General features: G+C 55.0%; 17 protein-coding genes and 1 pseudogene. 10 read left to right on the top strand and 8 right to left on the bottom strand.

Annotated features, from left to right (window positions below):
* Positions 1 to 51 precede the first annotated feature (51 nt).
* On the bottom strand, positions 52 to 546 hold the full coding sequence (gene lrp, locus C5687_RS05630) for a leucine-responsive transcriptional regulator Lrp (protein ID WP_000228469.1): 495 nt from the start codon (positions 544 to 546) through the stop codon (positions 52 to 54).
* 544 nt (positions 547 to 1090) lie between these two features.
* Between lrp and trxB the strand changes: the two genes are divergently transcribed.
* The 6 genes from trxB to C5687_RS05590 all read left to right on the top strand — a co-directional run bounded on the left by trxB (position 1091) and on the right by C5687_RS05590 (position 7894).
* Complete coding sequence (trxB, locus tag C5687_RS05615) at positions 1091 to 2059, top strand: thioredoxin-disulfide reductase (protein WP_025756025.1); 969 nt, start codon at positions 1091 to 1093, stop codon at positions 2057 to 2059.
* 114 nt (positions 2060 to 2173) lie between these two features.
* Positions 2174 to 3940, top strand: a complete 1767-nt coding sequence (cydD, locus tag C5687_RS05610; RefSeq protein ID WP_104556559.1) for a heme ABC transporter permease/ATP-binding protein CydD — start codon at positions 2174 to 2176, stop codon at positions 3938 to 3940.
* Complete coding sequence (gene cydC, locus C5687_RS05605) at positions 3940 to 5661, top strand: heme ABC transporter ATP-binding protein/permease CydC (protein ID WP_104556558.1); 1722 nt, start codon at positions 3940 to 3942, stop codon at positions 5659 to 5661. Before cydD ends, cydC begins: the two co-directional genes overlap by 1 nt.
* Before the next feature lie 45 nt (positions 5662 to 5706).
* On the top strand, positions 5707 to 6411 hold the full coding sequence (gene aat, locus C5687_RS05600; RefSeq protein WP_025756028.1) for a leucyl/phenylalanyl-tRNA--protein transferase: 705 nt from the start codon (positions 5707 to 5709) through the stop codon (positions 6409 to 6411).
* A gap of 284 nt (positions 6412 to 6695) precedes the next feature.
* Positions 6696 to 6914 carry a translation initiation factor IF-1 gene (infA, locus tag C5687_RS05595; RefSeq protein WP_002211347.1) on the top strand — a complete coding sequence of 73 codons (219 nt, stop codon included), beginning with the start codon at positions 6696 to 6698 and terminating at the stop codon, positions 6912 to 6914.
* A gap of 725 nt (positions 6915 to 7639) precedes the next feature.
* Positions 7640 to 7894 (top strand): DUF4225 domain-containing protein, encoded by a 255-nt coding sequence (locus C5687_RS05590; protein ID WP_072049117.1) that lies wholly within the window; start codon positions 7640 to 7642, stop codon positions 7892 to 7894.
* Positions 7895 to 7945: 51 nt separating this feature from the next.
* On the opposite strand, the gene C5687_RS05585 is transcribed toward C5687_RS05590, so the two are convergent.
* On the bottom strand, positions 7946 to 8269 hold the full coding sequence (locus C5687_RS05585) for a hypothetical protein (protein ID WP_050597145.1): 324 nt from the start codon (positions 8267 to 8269) through the stop codon (positions 7946 to 7948).
* Positions 8270 to 8415: 146 nt separating this feature from the next.
* Positions 8416 to 8622: pseudogene (locus tag C5687_RS25335) on the bottom strand (group II intron maturase-specific domain-containing protein); the annotation flags it as partial.
* 237 nt (positions 8623 to 8859) lie between these two features.
* Between C5687_RS25335 and parS the strand changes: the two are divergent.
* Both parS and C5687_RS05575 read left to right on the top strand, forming a co-directional pair.
* Positions 8860 to 9303, top strand: a complete 444-nt coding sequence (gene parS / locus C5687_RS05580; protein ID WP_025756031.1) for a type II RES/Xre toxin-antitoxin system antitoxin — start codon at positions 8860 to 8862, stop codon at positions 9301 to 9303.
* Positions 9300 to 9773 carry an RES family NAD+ phosphorylase gene (locus tag C5687_RS05575; RefSeq protein ID WP_104556557.1) on the top strand — a complete coding sequence of 158 codons (474 nt, stop codon included), beginning with the start codon at positions 9300 to 9302 and terminating at the stop codon, positions 9771 to 9773. Before parS ends, C5687_RS05575 begins: the two co-directional genes overlap by 4 nt.
* A gap of 80 nt (positions 9774 to 9853) precedes the next feature.
* Here C5687_RS05575 and clpA read toward each other — a convergent pair whose 3' ends face one another.
* Both clpA and clpS read right to left on the bottom strand, forming a co-directional pair.
* On the bottom strand, positions 9854 to 12133 hold the full coding sequence (clpA, locus tag C5687_RS05570; protein WP_104556556.1) for an ATP-dependent Clp protease ATP-binding subunit ClpA: 2280 nt from the start codon (positions 12131 to 12133) through the stop codon (positions 9854 to 9856).
* Between the two features lie 27 nt (positions 12134 to 12160).
* A complete protein-coding gene (gene clpS / locus C5687_RS05565) occupies positions 12161 to 12481 on the bottom strand; it encodes an ATP-dependent Clp protease adapter ClpS (RefSeq protein ID WP_006174393.1) in 321 nt (106 codons plus the stop codon).
* Between the two features lie 267 nt (positions 12482 to 12748).
* Between clpS and cspD the strand changes: the two genes are divergently transcribed.
* Complete coding sequence (gene cspD, locus C5687_RS05560) at positions 12749 to 12970, top strand: cold shock-like protein CspD (protein WP_008499993.1); 222 nt, start codon at positions 12749 to 12751, stop codon at positions 12968 to 12970.
* Between the two features lie 70 nt (positions 12971 to 13040).
* Here the strand turns inward: cspD and macB are convergent, their stop codons facing one another.
* Positions 13041 to 14981: a macrolide ABC transporter ATP-binding protein/permease MacB gene (macB, locus tag C5687_RS05555; RefSeq protein ID WP_047958146.1), complete on the bottom strand. Its 1941-nt coding sequence runs from the start codon at positions 14979 to 14981 to the stop codon at positions 13041 to 13043.
* Complete coding sequence (gene macA, locus C5687_RS05550) at positions 14978 to 16093, bottom strand: macrolide transporter subunit MacA (RefSeq protein WP_104556555.1); 1116 nt, start codon at positions 16091 to 16093, stop codon at positions 14978 to 14980. The genes macB and macA overlap by 4 nt, the downstream gene beginning before the upstream one ends.
* A gap of 159 nt (positions 16094 to 16252) precedes the next feature.
* Here macA and C5687_RS05545 point away from each other — a divergent pair, with 159 nt between their 5' ends.
* A complete protein-coding gene (locus C5687_RS05545; protein ID WP_047958144.1) occupies positions 16253 to 17209 on the top strand; it encodes a VirK/YbjX family protein in 957 nt (318 codons plus the stop codon).
* On the opposite strand, the gene C5687_RS05540 is transcribed toward C5687_RS05545, so the two are convergent.
* Complete coding sequence (locus C5687_RS05540) at positions 17206 to 18864, bottom strand: ATP-dependent endonuclease (protein WP_045284513.1); 1659 nt, start codon at positions 18862 to 18864, stop codon at positions 17206 to 17208. The two genes, C5687_RS05545 and C5687_RS05540, sit on opposite strands and share 4 nt — an antisense overlap.
* Between the last annotated feature and the right edge of the window lie 260 nt (positions 18865 to 19124).

Raw genomic sequence — 19124 nt, 5'->3', positions numbered from 1 at the left:
TGGATTAACAGGAGTGTAATCAAACTACGCTGATTTTGCACCTGTTCCGTGTTAGCGCGTCTTAATAACCAGACGATTGCTCTGTTTGACCTCTTCCATCACCACATAGGTACGGGTGTCGTTCACGCCTGGCAGACGCAGCAGGGTTTCCCCCAGCAGCTTACGGTAGGCGGACATATCAGGCACACGGGTTTTCAACAGGTAGTCGAAATCACCGGACACCAGATGACACTCTTGAATTTCTTCAAGTTTTTGTACAGCGGCGTTAAATTGCTCAAACACATCCGGCGCACCACGATTCAGAGTAATCTCAACAAATACCAGAAGTGAGGCATCCAGATAATGCGGGTTCAGCAGAGCTGTATAGCCCTGAATAAAACCCTGTCTTTCCAGTCGGCGCACACGCTCAAGGCATGGCGTCGGGGAAAGTCCCACACGTTTTGAAAGCTCGACGTTGGAAATACGCCCATCCTTTTGCAATTCATTAAGAATGTTACGATCGATACGGTCGAGATCTTTGCCAGGGCGCTTCTTGCTATCTACCATTATTATTGTCTCTCTGTATTCCTTCCCTACTCCTGCCTGGACCCTGTGCACATCACTGTTCAGAGCCTGTACCCGTTAGTCATCACATCGCCTGATTTTGTATTAGACGCGATGCGGATTCGGGTTCTGTTGGTAAGAAGACCGTTGCCCGAAGGCTGTCACCGACATCACGTATGGCGTCTGTCCACGCCATGCGTAGATTTCACTGACCCGGTAAAAATGGCATTTACGTGCATGCCTATGCGGCATACGGTTAACGCGGTTTTTTTTCTTCCTTGAATGTTTTCGCAAAAGCGCAGGGGATTGTCAAAGCAAAACATCGTTTTTTAGTACAACATGCCGGATATTCATTACGGCAGGGTATTAATCCTCATTTTATTGCCTTATAAACAACCGGTTTTCAGGAGAAAGCTTGATGTTATCGCGCGCCATTCATCGTCCGTGACTATTACACAGATTGATATCAAAATTGCTGCGCTCTTTTTTTACGACAACAAATTCCCTACAATCCAGCCAAATGTCTGCCAACAACAATGGGGATCTCATGGGCACGGCCAAACACAGTAAGCTGCTAATCCTTGGTTCTGGACCTGCGGGATATACCGCGGCGGTCTATGCTGCACGCGCTAACCTGCAACCGGTATTAATCACCGGCATGGAAAAAGGCGGTCAGCTGACCACCACCACCGAAGTGGAAAACTGGCCAGGCGACCCGAACGACCTGACCGGGCCGCTACTGATGGAACGTATGCACGAGCATGCTGCCAAATTCGAAACCGAAATTCTGTTCGACCATATTAACAAGGTCGATCTGCAGAACCGTCCGTTCCGCCTGACGGGTGACAGCGGCGAATACACCTGTGACGCGCTGATCATCGCCACCGGTGCTTCTGCCCGTTACCTGGGCCTGCCATCAGAAGAAGCGTTTAAAGGCCGCGGCGTCTCTGCCTGCGCAACCTGTGACGGTTTCTTCTACCGCAATCAGAAAGTTGCGGTCATCGGCGGCGGCAACACTGCCGTGGAAGAAGCGCTGTACCTGGCGAACATTGCCTCAGAAGTGCACCTGATCCACCGCCGCGATACATTCCGCGCGGAGAAGATCCTGATCAAACGTCTGATGGATAAAGTGGCAAGCGGCAACATCGTGCTGCACACCAACCGCACGCTGGAAGAGGTCACGGGCGATCAGATGGGCGTTGCCGGTCTGCGTATTCGTGATACCCAGAACAGCGATAACGTCGAAACGCTGGACGTGGCGGGCCTGTTTGTTGCTATCGGTCACAGCCCGAACACGGCAATCTTCGAAGGGCAACTGGAGCTGGAAAACGGCTACATTAAAGTGCAGTCAGGCATTCACGGTAACGCGACGCAGACCAGCATCCCGGGCGTGTTTGCGGCGGGCGATGTCATGGACCACATTTACCGTCAGGCAATTACCTCTGCGGGTACCGGGTGTATGGCCGCGCTGGATGCTGAACGCTACCTCGATGGACTGGCGGAACAAGGTAAATAATCTTTACAAGTCAGTAACAAACGTAAATAAAGGCGGCGATAAGTCGCCTTTATTGTCTCCCCGTTGTAACATTGCGCTGCCCAATTTCTAATAACGTCACCTGCAAAGTACGCAATGGAAAAAACCCGTCAACAAGAGTTAACACGCTGGCTGAAACAGCAAAGCGTTATTTCCCGCCGCTGGCTTACCATTTCCCGTCTGCTGGGATTTGTTAGCGGTCTGTTGATTGTTGCCCAGGCATGGCTGCTGGCCCGCATTCTCAATCACATGATCATGGAGAACATTCCCCGCGAGGCGCTCCTGCTGCCCTTTATTGTCCTGATCCTGGTTTTTATCCTGCGCGCCTGGGTGGTCTGGCTGCGTGAACGCGTCGGTTTTCATGCCGGACAGCATATCCGCTACGAGATCCGTCGTCAGGTGCTCGACAGGCTTCAGGAAGCCGGCCCGGCGTGGATTCAGGGAAAACCAGCCGGAAGCTGGGCGACGCTGATCCTTGAGCAGATTGACGATATGCACGACTATTACGCGCGCTATTTGCCGCAAATGGCGCTTGCCGTCTTCGTTCCGCTGTTGATTGTGATCGCCATCTTCCCGGTTAACTGGATGGCAGCACTGATTCTGCTGGGCACCGCCCCGCTGATCCCCCTGTTTATGGCGCTGGTTGGGATGGGAGCGGCGGATGCCAACCGCCGTAACTTCCTGGCATTGGGTCGCTTAAGCGGCCATTTCCTTGACCGTCTGCGCGGCATGGAGACGTTACGCATTTTTGGCCGCGGTGAAGCGGAAACCGACAATATTCGTCTGGCATCGCAGGATTTCCGCCAGCGCACCATGGAAGTGTTACGCCTCGCCTTCTTATCCTCAGGCGTGCTGGAATTCTTTACTTCGCTGTCGATCGCCCTTGTGGCCGTCTACTTCGGCTTCTCCTATCTCGGTGCGCTGGATTTCGGCCATTACGGCACGGCAGTGACCCTTTCTGCCGGTTTCCTGGCGCTGATCCTGGCCCCGGAATTTTTCCAGCCCCTTCGCGATTTGGGGACCTTCTATCACGCTAAAGCACAGGCGGTTGGCGCGGCCGACAGCCTGAAAACGTTCCTGGAAACACCGCTGGCACACCCGGAGCGGGGTGACGTGATGCTAAATGCCAAAGAACCCGTGACCGTCGAGGCCCAGGATTTTTGCATCCTCTCGCCGGAAGGTAAGGTGTTGGCAGGCCCGCTGAACTTTACCCTGCCGGCCGGACAGCGCGTGGTGCTCGTCGGCACCAGCGGTTCCGGGAAAAGTTCGTTACTGAATGCGCTATCCGGTTTTATGGCCTACACCGGTTCGCTGCAAATAAACAAAACCGAGTTGCGTAAACTCGACCCTGACGCCTGGCGTAAACAGCTCAGTTGGGTAGGACAAAACCCGCAGCTTCCTGCCTCCACGCTACGTGAAAATGTGCTTCTGGCGCGTCCGGATGCGCGTGAAGATGAACTGCAATCGGTGCTCGACCGCGCCTGGGTCAGCGAGTTTCTGCCGCTGCTCCCGCAAGGGGTAGACACCGTCGTCGGTGACCAGTCCGCCGGGCTGTCTGTTGGCCAGGCGCAGCGTGTAGCCGTTGCCCGCGCGCTGCTTAACCCATGTCAGCTGATGCTGCTGGATGAGCCTGCAGCCAGCCTGGATGCCCACAGTGAGCAGCGCGTGCTGGAAGCGCTTAACGCCGCCTCACGCCAGCAAACGACCCTGATGGTCACCCACCAGCTGGAAGGTCTTGCCGACTGGGACCAGATCTGGGTCATGGAAAATGGCCGTCTTGTTGAGCAAGGCGATTACGCCTCTCTTGTTGCCGCGCAGGGGCCGTTTGCCGCCCTGCTGGCGAACCGTCAGGAGGACATCTGATGCGTGCTCTGCTGCCTTATCTTGCGCTCTATAAACGCCACAAATGGATGCTGACGCTGGGGATCGTGCTGGCGATTGTGACTCTGCTCGCCAGCATTGGTCTGCTCACGCTTTCCGGCTGGTTCCTGTCAGCCTCTGCCGTCGCGGGCGTTGCCGGGTTATACAGCTTTAACTATATGCTCCCGGCGGCCGGGGTTCGCGGTACCGCCATCACCCGTACTGCCGGACGCTATTTTGAGCGGCTGGTCAGCCACGACGCCACTTTCCGCGTGCTGCAGCACCTGCGCATCTACACCTTCAGCAAACTGCTGCCCCTCTCCCCTGCCGGGCTGGCGCGTTTTCGTCAGGGTGAACTACTTAACCGTGTCGTTGCCGATGTCGACACGCTGGATCACCTTTATCTGCGCGTGATCTCCCCGATTACAGGCGCGTTTGTGGTGATTGTGGTGGTGACGCTGGGATTGTCTTTTCTGGATGTTCCCGTTGCGCTCACGCTGGGCGGGATCATGCTGTTGACGCTTATAATTCTGCCGCCGCTCTTTTACCGCGCCGGGAAATCCACCGGGGAAAACCTGACGCGTCTGCGCGGAGATTACCGCCAGCAGTTGACCTCCTGGCTTCAGGGCCAGGCAGAACTGACCATTTTCGGTGCAAGCAGGCGCTATCGCGCGCGTATGGAAAGTACGGAGCTGAACTGGCATGAAGCTCAGCGCCGACAGTCGGAACTGACTGCGTTTTCCCAGGCACTGATGACACTCATTGGCGGTATCGCGGTGATTGCCATGCTGTGGCTGGCGTCCGGGAGTGTCGGGGGAAATACACAGCCAGGTCCCCTGATCGCCCTCTTCGTTTTTTGTGCGCTGGCCGCGTTTGAAGCGCTGGCACCCGTGACGGGCGCCTTCCAGCATCTGGGGCAGGTCATCGCCTCAGCCCTGCGCATCACCCAGATCGCCGAACAGGAACCTGAAGTAACATTCAGTGCCGGACAGACCGCGGTACCAGCTCAGGTTGCGCTGGCGCTGGATGATGTCACCTTCGCCTACGACAAACAGGCGCAAAACGCGCTGGAAAGCATCAACCTGTCTGTTAACGCCGGAGAGCGGATTGCGATCCTCGGCCGTACCGGGTGCGGTAAATCGACGCTGCTGCAGCTGCTGACCCGTGCCTGGGATCCGCAGCGCGGCCAGATCCGTTTTAACAATACGTTGCTGACAGATTTCAGCGAGCAGGCCCTGCGTCAAACCGTCAGCGTCGTTCCACAGCGCGTACACCTGTTTAGCGCCACCCTGCGTGATAACCTGCTGCTGGCCGCACCGCACGCGTCTGATGACGCTCTTCGCGCCATGCTGGAGCAGGTCGGTCTGCACAAGCTGCTTGAGGACGAGGGATTAAACAGCTGGCTGGGTGAAGGCGGCCGTCAACTCTCCGGCGGTGAGCTGCGCAGACTGGCGATTGCGCGCGCGCTGCTGCACGATGCCCCGCTGATGTTGCTCGACGAACCCACCGAAGGGCTGGACGCGACAACTGAGAGCCAAATCCTTGATCTGCTTGCGAATGTGATGCGCGGGAAAACCGTGCTGATGGTCACGCACCGCCTGCGCGGTCTGGCGAGTTTTGATCGGATAATTGTGATGGACAACGGACAGATTATTGAGCAAGGTAGTCACGCAGAGCTGTTGACGAAACAGGGTCGCTACTACCAGTTTAAACAGCGTCTGTAGACTATATTTGTAGCGTCCTCACTCGCGTACTGGAGTTTTGCTGTCATGCGCCTGGTCCAGCTTTCTCGTCATAATATCGCGTTCCCTTCGCCGGAGGGGGCGCTGCGCGAGCCCAATGGGCTGCTGGCCCTTGGCGGTGACCTTAGTCCTGCGCGGTTATTAATGGCGTACCAGCGCGGCATTTTCCCGTGGTTTTCCCCCGGCGACCCGATTTTATGGTGGTCTCCCGATCCCCGCGCCGTGCTGTGGCCAGAGCAGTTTCACCTGAGCCGCAGCATGAAGCGTTTCCATGCAAAATCACCGTACCGTGTCACCCTGAATCACGCCTTTGGTCAGGTTATAGAAGGCTGTGCCGAAGACCGCTATGAAGGGACATGGATAACCCGCGATATCATTACCGCCTATCACCAGTTGCATGAGCTGGGTTACGCCCACTCTATCGAGGTCTGGCAAGATGGGACGCTCGTCGGCGGCATGTACGGCGTGGCGCAGGGGACGCTGTTTTGTGGCGAGTCGATGTTTTCTCGTTCGGTCAACGCCTCGAAAACCGCGCTGCTGGTTTTCTGCCAGGCCTTTGCCCAATGCGGCGGACGCCTGATCGATTGTCAGGTGCTCAACGAACACACGGCCTCGCTGGGTGCCGTTGAAATCCCGCGACGCCAGTATATCGGGCATCTCGATGCCAGCCGTCAGGAGAAGCTCCCGCGCGACTTTTGGGTCCCGAGAACGCTCTTTATGCCCTATGCCTAAATGTTTTCCGCATATTTTTTGTGAGGGTGTTATAATTATGCCGCAGAGTAGCTTCTGCCTGTTGCCCCGCCGCCGTTTGGGACCCTCGCTTCAGATAACGTCCTGACGTTTATCCTGTTGTCTCCCCTTTACGAATGCGCTTCCTGTTCGGTTGTACCGTGACGCTTGGGCAATGCGCCGAAACTGTTTTGCTGCGTTTTAATCGCGCAATTCTTTACTTAATAGATGAATTTCGGCATTATCTTGCCGGTTCAAAACTTGGTAGTGATACCCCAGAGGATTAGATGGCCAAAGAAGACAATATTGAAATGCAGGGTACCGTACTTGATACGTTGCCTAATACCATGTTTCGCGTAGAGCTGGAAAACGGTCACGTGGTAACTGCGCACATCTCCGGTAAAATGCGCAAAAACTACATCCGCATTTTGACGGGCGACAAAGTGACTGTTGAACTGACCCCGTACGACCTGAGCAAAGGCCGCATTGTCTTCCGTAGTCGCTAATTGTTTTCGCCTGTAATGGCAGATGAATATTAAATAAGGTCGGGTTCTTCCCGGCCTTAAATTTATGGAAAACCCTCCCCTTAACTATACAGTCGCCTTTCTTGCCGGGTGGCGCTGCGCTTACCCAGCCTACACGCCAAAATTGCACAACACATTGTAGGCCTATGCAAGCGTAGCGCCGCCAGGCGACGCGGTAGTATGTAAAACCTCTTTATTTGCTTTTTTATGCTGCCTGCACGGCAGTGCATAAGGTGCTTGAGTATCCATTTCAATGCCTATGTTTCTAAGCTGCCTGTACGGCAGTGCACTTGCGGCGATATTCCGTGGCAGTTACACAGAATTGCTGACAGGCTCTTGTCACACAAACGACCAGTTGGGTGACAACGATTAAAACGACGGTTCTAATGCTGGACTCTGTCAAATAACCCGCCATTTATTCAGTGTCATGCAAATCAGATGTTTTTTAGCTTTAGTGACGGAATTTTCTGGGGTTCCGTCGTAGACCCCCAATGTACTGACCAGACTAGCCCGGTGAACCCAGGGGTAACCTCTTGCTCCTGCTCTCTAAAAAATGGTTGCATCGAGCTTTATGCATCTGCCATAAATTTAAGTCCAATTGTGTTTATGGATCATACATAAGGATGTTTTGATGGATATCGCGCTTTTTCCTGGTCAGAACAGGCGCCAGTGGGCTGACACTATGATAAATCTCGAAGCCCGTAAGCTTGGGAGCTATCCTCATCGGTGACGCTTTTAATACGATATCCAGAGAAGCGGCCAGGCAATTGCTGAATGCACCTGCCTCACAGGGGATGTTCGCAGACAGCGCGATGCCCATTGCTGAGTTCAAGGGATTTAGTCGTGATGTTGGTCTTGGCGTTTACAATGCCACTACTTTAGCGGCAAGCGTCTATGGTGTGTTCGGATTGACAGGCAAAGCCGAGGCCTGGCGGTTATTCAGATATCTTCCGGCAAATTAAGCATGAAAGTTTTAGGGTGGGGAGTCAGTGCAAAGGTGGTACTGGAGCGACTCACCCACGACGATCAAAATCGCTAACATACGTTCTCAATAGCTTCCAGGATTTATAACCAACTTTAACAGGCATCACCAGGAGAAAAACAACAAACAGGAAAACTGCTGCTATCGCGCTTGAGATTGCCTGTACGGTGCTGCCTAAAATGAAACTGAGAATGGTAATCACGGTCATAATAATTGTGACCCAAACGAACATTTTGAAATAACGGGAAAGATCTAACAGAACCCTGTCCAGTGAATCACCGGTTTCAAGGTAACGTTTAATCCTTATGATTTCCTTTTTTGTAAAACCTGACGCGTGTAGATCATGTTCTTCCACTGGCACCGACCTTCTTTCTGTTTAACCTGTGGACACAGGATACACTATTTTGCACATGATGGATGGGTACGCCGCGTTAGGGCGTCAGTGATTGTACGGCAAGCCTGTATATTGGGGTTCCGGGTGAGTAGACCCGCCGGTTACCCGGTCAGGCCCCTCCGCAGAACTTTGCGGTTAAACCATCTGTAGATGATTCGCTTGCTCTGGTAGATGAACTGTCCCACTCGCCTTTTATTATCTGAGATGCCGTGATAGTTGATCCATCCGCGAACAACCCGGATACAACAGTGCACCAGTACTGCGATCAGATGGTTCCGGATGGTAATTTCTAAGCTGCCTGTACGGCAGTGCACTGAAATATTATCTAAACAACTTTATGATTTTCATACAAAAAATCTAAAAACGCTTTTCTCACCCTCTTTTTTACAGCCATTAAATTATCATTGAAAATCAGTTCATTACACTTCAATTAAAAATTAGGATCATAGCCCGCCTTCCTTTATTTACCCCTGCGTAAAACAATCACTTCCTACCTTCTGACAAATGTCTATAATAAACCATGACAAATGACAATCATCAGGAGGTAAAAAATGAGAACATGGGTTCCTGCGCAGAAGCCTGCTGATAACGCGCTCTGGCGATTTGCGGGGTTACCGGCAAACCGGGGTATGCGGTTGGTTGAGTATCTCAATCAGGGGTTACCCGTTAGCGTCCTCGACAATATCCACGAGTGGACGGCGATGTCGAAAGCGGACATCCTGCGCGTGACGGGGATTAACGAGCGTAACGTCGCGCGCCGCAAAAGCGCGGGCCGTACGCTGACCCCAGATGAAAGCGAACGCGTGGCGCGTTTCGTTCGGGTGCTGGATGCTGCCGTCGATTACTTTGGCAGTAAAGACGACGCCTGGACCTGGCTGCAATCTCCGGTGCGAGGGTTAGGGAACAGAGCACCTGTCGATTTAATTGCGACAGAAACCGGCGCGCTGGAAGTGACCGATTTGATTGGTCGGCTTGAACACGGTGTGTTTGCATGATTTTTTATCGGCTGGTGACGGGACGCTACGCCAGCGAAGCATGGAGTGGAGGCGGTGCAAACCAGTATGGCGGGCGCTGGAATCATAAGGGGCATCCTGCCGTGTATGTTTCCACCACCATCTCGCTGGCATCGCTGGAAATTCTGGTACATGTCAAAAAAGACACCGTGCTGAATCAGTACCAGCTGTTTAGCATCGATATCCCGGATGAGCAGATTGATTATCTGGACAAAGCATGGCTGCCCGATGACTGGCAGGAGAACCCGGCACCGGTCTCAACGATGGATCTGGGCACCGGTTGGCTACAATCCCGCAGCGCGCTGGCGCTTATCCTGCCTTCCTGCATTATTCCTTACGAAAATAACGCCATACTTAATCCATTACATCCGGCGTTTCATCAGGTACTGGGTACGGTTAAGCCACTACCGTTTATTTTTGATCCTCGCCTGGCAGAAAAAACCGCAACCTGAAAGCAGATACGGCTCTGATTTTTCAGGACCAGGCATAAAAAAACCGGGCCTGTGCCCGGTTTTTACGTTTAACTTTCCACTTAGTGAGCCGCTTCCGGCTTGTGCTTCGCCGCACTCTGGAAATCGTACGTCAGCTCGTTCTTCACCTGATCCAGCGCCACAGTCACCTGACCGCCGTCCACCAGCGAGCCAAACAGCAGCTCGTTCGCCAGCGGTTTCTTCAGGTTATCCTGAATCACACGCGCCATCGGACGGGCCCCCATCGCACGGTCGTAGCCTTTCTCGGCCAGCCAGTTGCGGGCCTCCTGGCTCACTTCCAGCGACACGCCTTTCTGATCCAACTGAACCTGCAGCTCGACGATGAACTTATCCACCACCTGATGGATCACCTCGGTAGACAGGTGATCGAACCAGATAATGTTGTCCAGACGGTTACGGAACTCCGGCGTAAAGATCTTCTTGATCTCTTCCATCGCATCGGTGCTGTTATCCTGGTGGATAAGACCGATGGATTTACGCTCGGTTTCACGTACCCCGGCGTTGGTGGTCATCACCAGCACCACGTTGCGGAAGTCCGCCTTGCGCCCGTTGTTGTCGGTCAGCGTCCCGTTGTCCATCACCTGCAGCAGGATGTTGAACACGTCCGGGTGCGCTTTCTCGATTTCATCAAGCAGCAGTACCGCGTGCGGATGCTTGATCACCGCGTCGGTGAGCAGACCGCCCTGGTCAAAGCCCACGTAGCCCGGAGGCGCACCGATCAAACGGCTGACGGTGTGACGCTCCATATACTCGGACATATCAAAGCGCAGCAGCTCAATGCCCAGCGCTTTGGAGAGCTGAACCGTCACCTCGGTTTTCCCCACGCCGGTTGGGCCGGCGAACAGGAAGGAACCAACAGGTTTATGCTCATGCCCCAGCCCGGCGCGGGCCATCTTGATCGCTTCGGTTAAGGCCTCAATGGCTTTATCCTGACCAAAGACCAGCATTTTCAAGCGGTTGCCAAGAGTACGCAGCGTGTCGCGGTCGCTCTGAGAGACGCTCTTCTCAGGAATGCGCGCAATACGGGCCACCACGGACTCAATATCCGCCACGTTAACGGTTTTCTTACGCTTGCTGGCCGGCATCAGACGCGCACGCGCCCCTGCCTCATCAATGACGTCGATCGCCTTATCCGGCAGATGACGGTCGTTGATGTATTTCACCGCCAGCTCCACCGCCGCACGCACCGCTTTCGCGGTATAACGCACGTCGTGGTGCGCTTCGTACTTCGGTTTCAGGCCGTTGATGATCTGCACCGTTTCCTCGACGGACGGTTCGGTCACGTCGATTTTCTGGAAGCGACGCGCCAGCGCGCGATCTTTCTCAAAGATGTTGCTGAACTCCTGGTAGGTGGTGGAGCCAATCACGCGGATCTTGCCGCTGGAGAGCAGCGGTTTGATCAGGTTTGCGGCATCCACCTGGCCACCGGAGGCCGCACCGGCACCGATGATGGTGTGGATCTCATCGATAAACAGGATGCTGTTGGTGTCCTGCTCCAGCTGTTTTAGCAGCGCCTTGAAGCGTTTTTCAAAATCACCACGGTATTTCGTGCCCGCCAGCAGTGAGCCAATATCCAGCGAGTAGATGGTGCAATCGGCAATCACTTCCGGCACGTCGCCCTGCACAATGCGCCAGGCAAGACCTTCGGCAATCGCGGTTTTACCTACGCCAGATTCCCCCACAAGCAGCGGGTTGTTCTTGCGGCGACGGCACAATACCTGGATCGCACGCTCCAGCTCTTTATCGCGACCAATCAGCGGGTCGATACCGCCAACGCGAGCAAGCTGATTAAGGTTGGTGGTGAAGTTTTCCATACGATCCTCCCCGCCTGCTTGCTCTTCATTGTTATTGACCTGATTGCTGGAATCCGATGCCTGGTTAGGCTCGTCTTTGCGCGTTCCGTGAGAAATAAAGTTAACCACATCGAGTCGGCTGACTTCGTGTTTGCGCAGCAGGTAGGCAGCCTGTGACTCCTGCTCGCTGAAGATGGCGACTAAGACGTTTGCGCCAGTCACTTCGCTACGTCCGGAAGACTGGACGTGAAATACCGCGCGCTGCAGCACACGCTGGAAGCTGAGCGTCGGCTGCGTGTCGCGCTCCTCTTCACTGGCTGGCAGCACCGGTGTGGTTTGTTCGATGAAGGCTTCGAGTTCCTGACGTAGCGCCACCAGATCCACGGAGCAGGCTTCCAGCGCTTCGCGGGCAGATGGGTTGCTAAGCAGTGCGAGCAACAGGTGCTCGACGGTCATAAACTCATGTCGGTGCTCACGCGCTCTGGCGAAAGCCATGTTTAAACTGAGTTCCAGTTCTTGATTGAGCATAGGCACCTCCCCCAATTTTATGCCTTATCAGGCCTTTTCCAGCGTACACAGCAACGGATGCTCGTTCTCCCTCGCATAGTCGTTCACCATCGCCACTTTGGTTTCCGCCACTTCGGCGGTGAAGATGCCGCAGATAGCTTTGCCACGATAATGAACGGTAAGCATCAGTTGCGTTGCACGTTCTACATCATAAGAAAAGAACTTTTGTAGCACGTCAATAACAAATTCCATCGGCGTGTAATCATCGTTCATTAACATAACTTTATACATAGATGGCGGTTTTAGCGCGTCACGCACTTTGTCTTCCGCCAGCTGGTCAAAATCCAGCCAGTCGTTGGTCTTACCCATTTTGCATAACCACTTTGAATCTACCTCAGATGTTAGATAACAATCATCTATTACTGTCATCCGCGATGTCTGTCACAAACTGTTGCAATAGCGTTAACTGCTTCAAACTTTGGTTGATTATTGTCCCATCTCCAGCGCCAAACGCTTGACGACTTCTTTCGTTTCTCTAAATTGTACAAGCGTGAGATGGCGAGGTTTTGAACAGCCCCCACTCCACCACCGGTTCATTCCATCTTAACTTATAAGATTTACGAAGGATGTCGAAGCATGGAAATGGGTACTGTTAAGTGGTTCAACAACGCCAAAGGGTTTGGCTTCATCTGCCCCGAAGGCGGCGGCGAGGATATCTTCGCTCACTATTCCACCATTCAGATGGATGGTTACAGAACGCTCAAAGCCGGGCAGTCCGTCCGGTTCGATGTACACCAGGGACCCAAAGGCAATCACGCAAGCCTTATCGTACCCATTGAAGCAGAGACGGTTGCATAGTTCTCTGTTTTATTGTGTACATCCCGCAGTCAAAATGCCAGCCCGATCGGCTGGCATTTTTATTTTCAGCCTATTCGCGGGCCAGTGCATCCACCGGATCCAGCCGCGCCGCATTGCGGGCGGGTAACCAGCCAAACAAAATGCCGGTAAAGGTTGAACACAAAAACGCGGTAAGAATGGCCACCGGTGAGAAGCCAATTTCCCAACCGGGTAAAAAGAGCTGGAGTGCAAATGCGATCATCATCGAGAGCGCAATGCCCATCGCGCCCCCTACCAGACACACCAGCACAGCTTCAATCAAAAACTGTTGCAGGACGTCGCTGGCTCTGGCCCCGACCGCCATGCGGATACCAATCTCACGGGTGCGTTCGGTCACCGACACCAGCATGATATTCATCACCCCGATACCGCCAACGACCAGCGAAATGACCGCCACCAGCGTGAGGAACAACTGAAGAGTACGTGTGGTCTTTTCCGCCGTTTTCAAGAGGCCGTCCATGTTCCAGGTGAAGAAATCCTTCTTCCCGTGGCGCAGGGTTAACAACCGCTCAAGCTGCTGCTCGGCCAGCGCGCTGTCGTAGCCCTCCTTCACGCGCACGGTGATGGAGTTAAGCCAGGACTGCCCCATAATCCGCCCGGAGATGGTGGTATAGGGTAGCCAGACGCGCAGGATCTTGCTGCTGCCAAACATCGACTGCTTCTCTTCCGCCACGCCGATGACCGTAGCCGGCATGTTGCCGACCAGGATCACTTCCCCCACCACGTTCGCTTTATTGGGGAAAAGCTGTCTGCGTGAGTTCGCGTCCAGTACCACCACCTGCGCCCTGCCCGCGAGCTGTTCGGCATTGAAGGTCGCACCTTCACTGAAGGTCATACCGTAAACGTTGAAATAGTCCCCGCTGACGCCGTTCGCACTGGCGGCAACGTCCACGTTACCCACGCGCAGGCGCAAATTTTGCGACACGGCCGGCGTAGCCGAATTAACCCACGGCTGCTTCTGAATCGCCGCCAGATCGTCATATTTCAGGGACTGCTGATACTGCGGCTCGTCGTCGCCAAAGTCTTTGCCGGGATAGACGTCAATGGTATTGGTGCCAATCGCGCGGATATCGGCCAGCACCAGTTGCTTGGCCGCGTCGCCCACCACCACAATCGATACCACCGAGGCGATACCGATAATGATGCCGAGCATGGTGAGCAGGGTGCGCATTTTATTCGCCGCCATCGCCAGCCAGGCCATGGCAAGCGCTTCACGAAAGCCGCTAGAGAATTGTCCCCAGCCGGTGGACGGCGGTAGCGCTTCTTTCGTCGCCGCCGCTCTGGACGCTCCCGGCGGCGGATTGCTGACCAGCTCGCCGTCGTGGATCTCAATAATGCGTTCCGCCTGCGCCGCCACCTGCGGGTCATGCGTCACGATAATCACCGTGTGTCCCTGATCGCGCAACTGGTGGAGGATCGCCATCACCTCTTCGCCGGAATGGCTATCGAGCGCCCCGGTGGGTTCATCCGCGAGGATCACCTGCCCGCCGTTCATCAGGGCACGGGCAATACTTACGCGCTGCTGCTGGCCGCCTGAAAGCTGCGAGGGCTGATACTCCACCCGCTCCGCCAGCCCCAGACGCGTCAGCAGCATCTGCGCGCGCTCAAGACGCTTTTTCCGCTCCACGCCGGCATAGACTGCCGGCACTTCGACGTTCTGCGCTGCATTGAGGTGAGAGAGCAGATGGTAACGCTGGAAGATAAAGCCGAAGTGCTCCCGACGCAGCTTTGCCAGCGCGTCGCCGTCCAGCGTGGAGATGTCCGTTCCGGCCACGCGATAGGTGCCGCTGGTCGGTTTATCCAGACAGCCCAGAATGTTCATCAGCGTCGATTTACCGGATCCCGATGCGCCGACAATCGCCACCATCTCGCCCGCCTCCACGCGCAGAGAGATGCCTTTCAGCACCTCCACCGGGCCATCGCCCGAGGGGTAGCTACGGCGAATGTCGTTCAGCTCAAGCAGCGCCGTCATTTCGCGGCTCCGGGCAGGTTTTCGCTGATGACAACCTCCTCACCCTCTTCCAGCCCTTTCACCACCACCACATCGGTGTCGTTGCGCGCGCCAATCACTACTTCACGCTCGCGCGTTTCCCCGTTGCGCAGCACTTTGACTTTATAGCGGTTATCCCCGGCGGACTCGCCCAGCGCAGAGAGGGGAATGGTCAGCACGTTCTTCACGCCGGTCAGTTGGATATGCACCTGCGCGGTCATGTCCAGACGCAGCACGCCCTGCGGGTTCGGCACTTCAAAACGGGCATAGTAGAAGATGGCGTCGTTAACCTTTTCCGGCGTCGGCAGAATATCTTTCAGCACGCCTTCGTAGCGGGTCTGCGGATCCCCCAGCACCGTAAACCAGGCGTTTTGCCCCGGTTTGAGATGGATAACGTCCGCCTCGGAGACCTGAGCTTTGACCAGCATGGTGCTCATGTCCGCCAGCGTCAGGATGTTTGGCGCCTGCTGCGCGGCAATCACCGTCTGCCCCTGCAGGGTGGTGATCTGGGTGACTTCGCCAGCCATCGGCGCGACGATTTGCGTATAGTCGAGGTTGGTTTTCGCCGTGTCCAGCGAGGCCTGGTTGCGTTTGATTTGCGCGTCGATGGTGCCAATCTGCGCCTGTTTTACCGCCAGCTCTGTGGTGGCCGTATCTAAATCTTGTTTCGAAATGGCCTGGGTTTTCGCCAGCGCCTGCTGGCGGGTGAGTGTGACCTGAGCCAGGTTGCGCTCTGCCAGCGCCTGGGCGCGATGAGCGCGCAGCTCCATCAGCGTGGCTTCCACCTCGCGGATCTGGTTCTCAGCCTGTTCAGGATCGATAACCCCAAGCAGCTGGCCTTTTTTCACCTTATCGCCAATCTCTACCGACAGCGTTTTCAACTGGCCGCTCACCTGGGCACCCACGTCAACCTTGCGCAGGGCATCCAGCTTGCCCGTCGCGAGGACGTTTTGCTGCAGTTCGCCAGGACGAACAATCAATGTCTGATACTGTGGCACAGGCGCATTAAGCACTTGCCATAGCCAGTACCCACCGGCTAATACCACGACCGCCAGCAGCAGAAACAGCGTTCTGCGTTTTCCCTTAAGGTTCATAAATATTCCAATTAAATGTTCTGGCAATAATAAATGTTGATTCTAACTAAACGACTCCTCAACGAAACCCCTGTTCTCTGAAATCGTCACAATTTGTTTACGAGACGTTGAACGTTCGCCTGCTGAAATGAAGCTATTCATCAAGAAGCAGGATCTATCATGTCTTCCATCGTCGATACACCTTTTTCCAGCCTGCCACAGCCTAAATCGGGCTGGCAGCTCTTCAAAAATCTGGCTTTCGGTACGCTCACGCCAGGGCTGGCGTGGCAGAACCCCGCCTATCGACGTAAATTCATGTTACGTTCGCTGGCGACGCCCATTAGCACCGCGCGCCTGTTAACGAGCCTTGCTAAGCAACCACGTCTGATGCAGATGCTGCAGGTCCAGCCAGGACTGCCGTGCCGGCTGCATCGCCCCTGGCTGACGGTGAAGATGGATCGTCAGCATGCGCTGGAATCGCTTAACTGGCACTATCAGACCCTGAGCCGCCAGCTTCCTGCGACGCTGCTTGCGGGTTATCTTTCTAAGCCGGGTTACACCCTGCTGACCTTAACCGGCAAAGAGGAACAGCAGTTCACCGTTCGTCTGTGCGCTGATGCGTTCCTGGATAAAGAAGGGGAAGCCACCCTCGCCTTCTGCGACAGGCACAACACGGTGCTGGCGGAAATGACCTTTACGCTCTGCCAGTTTGCAGGTAAAACGACGCTGTTCATCGGCGGTCTACAGGGCGCAAAAGCGCACGTTCCCCATGAGCTGATCCAGGGGGCGACGAAAGCCTGTCACGGTCTGTTCCCGAAACGTCTGCTGCTGGAAGCCGCGATGACGCTTGGCACCGCTTTCCCGGTCGAGCAGATCGTTGCCGTCAGTAACGCCACACACATCTATCGCAGCTGGCGTTACCGCAAGAAAAAAGAGGGGAAACTGCTGGCTGATTACGATAGTTTCTGGGTCTCGATCGGCGGTGAAAAACAGGATAATGGTCACTTCCTGTTGCCGCTTGTCATGCCGCGTAAACCGATGGAAGAGATCGCGAGCAAAAAGCGCGCCGAGTATCGCCGTCGTTATGAACTGCTGGATAGCCTGATTCAGCAGGTCAATCAGGCAACCCAACGCTAATCCGCTTTCCCGCGCGCCAGCCACAGCACGCGGGAAAACATCTTACGTAGCAGAGTCGGTACCGCCTCCACGCCCCGCCTTCCCGCTTCTGTCGCCACTTCAATGGCTAAATCCGGTTTTGACGAACGATGAATGGCTTTGGCGATCACGCGCCGCATGTTCATCGGGACATCGACAGGCACCATGGCAATTCGGTGGAATACGTCGTCGAACCCCTGACGATACATAAAGTGCTCCATGTCCATCGCGGGCAGCATAGTTAAATGGTCGCGCTCTTCTTCCCGCTCGTTATTGAGCAGGCTACGCACGGTCGAGGCATATTTTTTGCCCGCCTCATCACCGTCGACCAGGACGTGCCACTCGATCCCCATCCGGCGTGCGAATTTAATCAACGGCTTTAATCCCGACTGGGCGAATTCGATCACCTTAATGCCTTCCGCATCAAAATGGTGACCACACTGGCGCGCCAGCTCGTTAATGACCCAGGTTTCCGTCTCTCCTTCCACCAGCAGCCAGCAGCGGGCAAAGAGCGATGACGCCCGGTTAAAGCGGATATGAAACGCGATGCGCCGCCCGTCTTCCGCGTTCATGCCGCCCGGCCCCAGTCGGTAAGCGGTGACACGGGAGGATTCACGCACCAGACGACAGACGTGTTCAACCGGCGTCAGGGATAATAGCTCACCGGAGTTGGTGGTCGTAATGCGCTGGAGCGGCAGCAGATTCAGCAGATGCCATGCCACGGAGAGCATAATGGGATGCAGGCGGGTTTCAGGATCTTCCACCAGCAACAGCGGTCGGGCGTCCCGGTCAAGACGGACGGTGCCTTTGGCCTGCAGAAGCGTGGAGAACAGCCCCAGCAAAATCACCCGATGCGTACGCCCGCCGGGCCGGTCAATCATTCGGTTAATGATATCGAGATAGCGCCAGCTTCGTTGCTCATCATGAGAGCGGCGGCGCATCAGACGATGGCGGGACTCCGAGGTCCCCTGCTCGGAAAAATAGTGCTCCAGCAGTTGTACCATCGCGGACAACCCCTGGCGGATTTGACCATCGGTCAGATTTTGTGGACGAGACACCAGCTCCCGCGCCAGAAAATCCAACTCGCGGGCGGTGACTTCCACTTCCGGCATATTCGGTACGGTACCGTTACGAATACGCCGCATAAAACGCGCATCGCGCAAGCGTAATACCGGCGTCAGGCGGATCAGGTGGCGGGCCAGATCGTCAATATTGTCCAGCGGGATCGGATTGGCTTTTTCGTCGAGAAACTCACGCAGCGTGAGTACGCCTTCGTTCTCCGCCATCTCCCCTTCCAGCCGATAGAAAATCCGGTGGAAGCCGTCATCGCACGGCACCCAGCAGGGTGACAGCGGACGGAAGCGCCGCACGCGGTGACGGCCCGGTTCGGATTCCCGGAACGTCAGGATGATATGCAGGTGCTTCTCGCGGCCATTGACATCACCGGGCGGAAACCAGAAATCGTCCCGGACGAAGTGATACAGATCGTCTTCGGGCGAAAGCAGCAACGTCAGCGCATCCAGCAGGCTGGACTTACCCCACGCGTTCTCACCGATCAGGACGTTGTTCTGCTCCAGCTGCAGCGACAGGCGGTTAATACCGCGAAACCCGACAATTTCCACTCGTTCGAGAAGCATAAGTCCCCCGCGAAATGATCACTTTTTCCTTTAAGTTATCAGCAGTATAGCGGGAGGATGCCGCGCAGAACACTGCCAGAGGTCCTGATTATTCTGCGCAAGCACGAAAAATTAAGAATTTCCGTGGCAGGTTTCATTTGAAATAGTGTCAACAGCACAACAAACTATTGTCCGCAAATTGGACTATGCTCTATTCACCTCCAGTTTGAACAAGGATTGACATCACATTGCCTTAAATCAAATTAAACAAATTTATTTAA

Source organism: Enterobacter sichuanensis, assembly GCF_002939185.1.
In the GTDB taxonomy this organism is placed as follows: domain Bacteria; phylum Pseudomonadota; class Gammaproteobacteria; order Enterobacterales; family Enterobacteriaceae; genus Enterobacter; species Enterobacter sichuanensis.
This window is presented reverse-complemented; position numbering and strand designations above follow the sequence as displayed.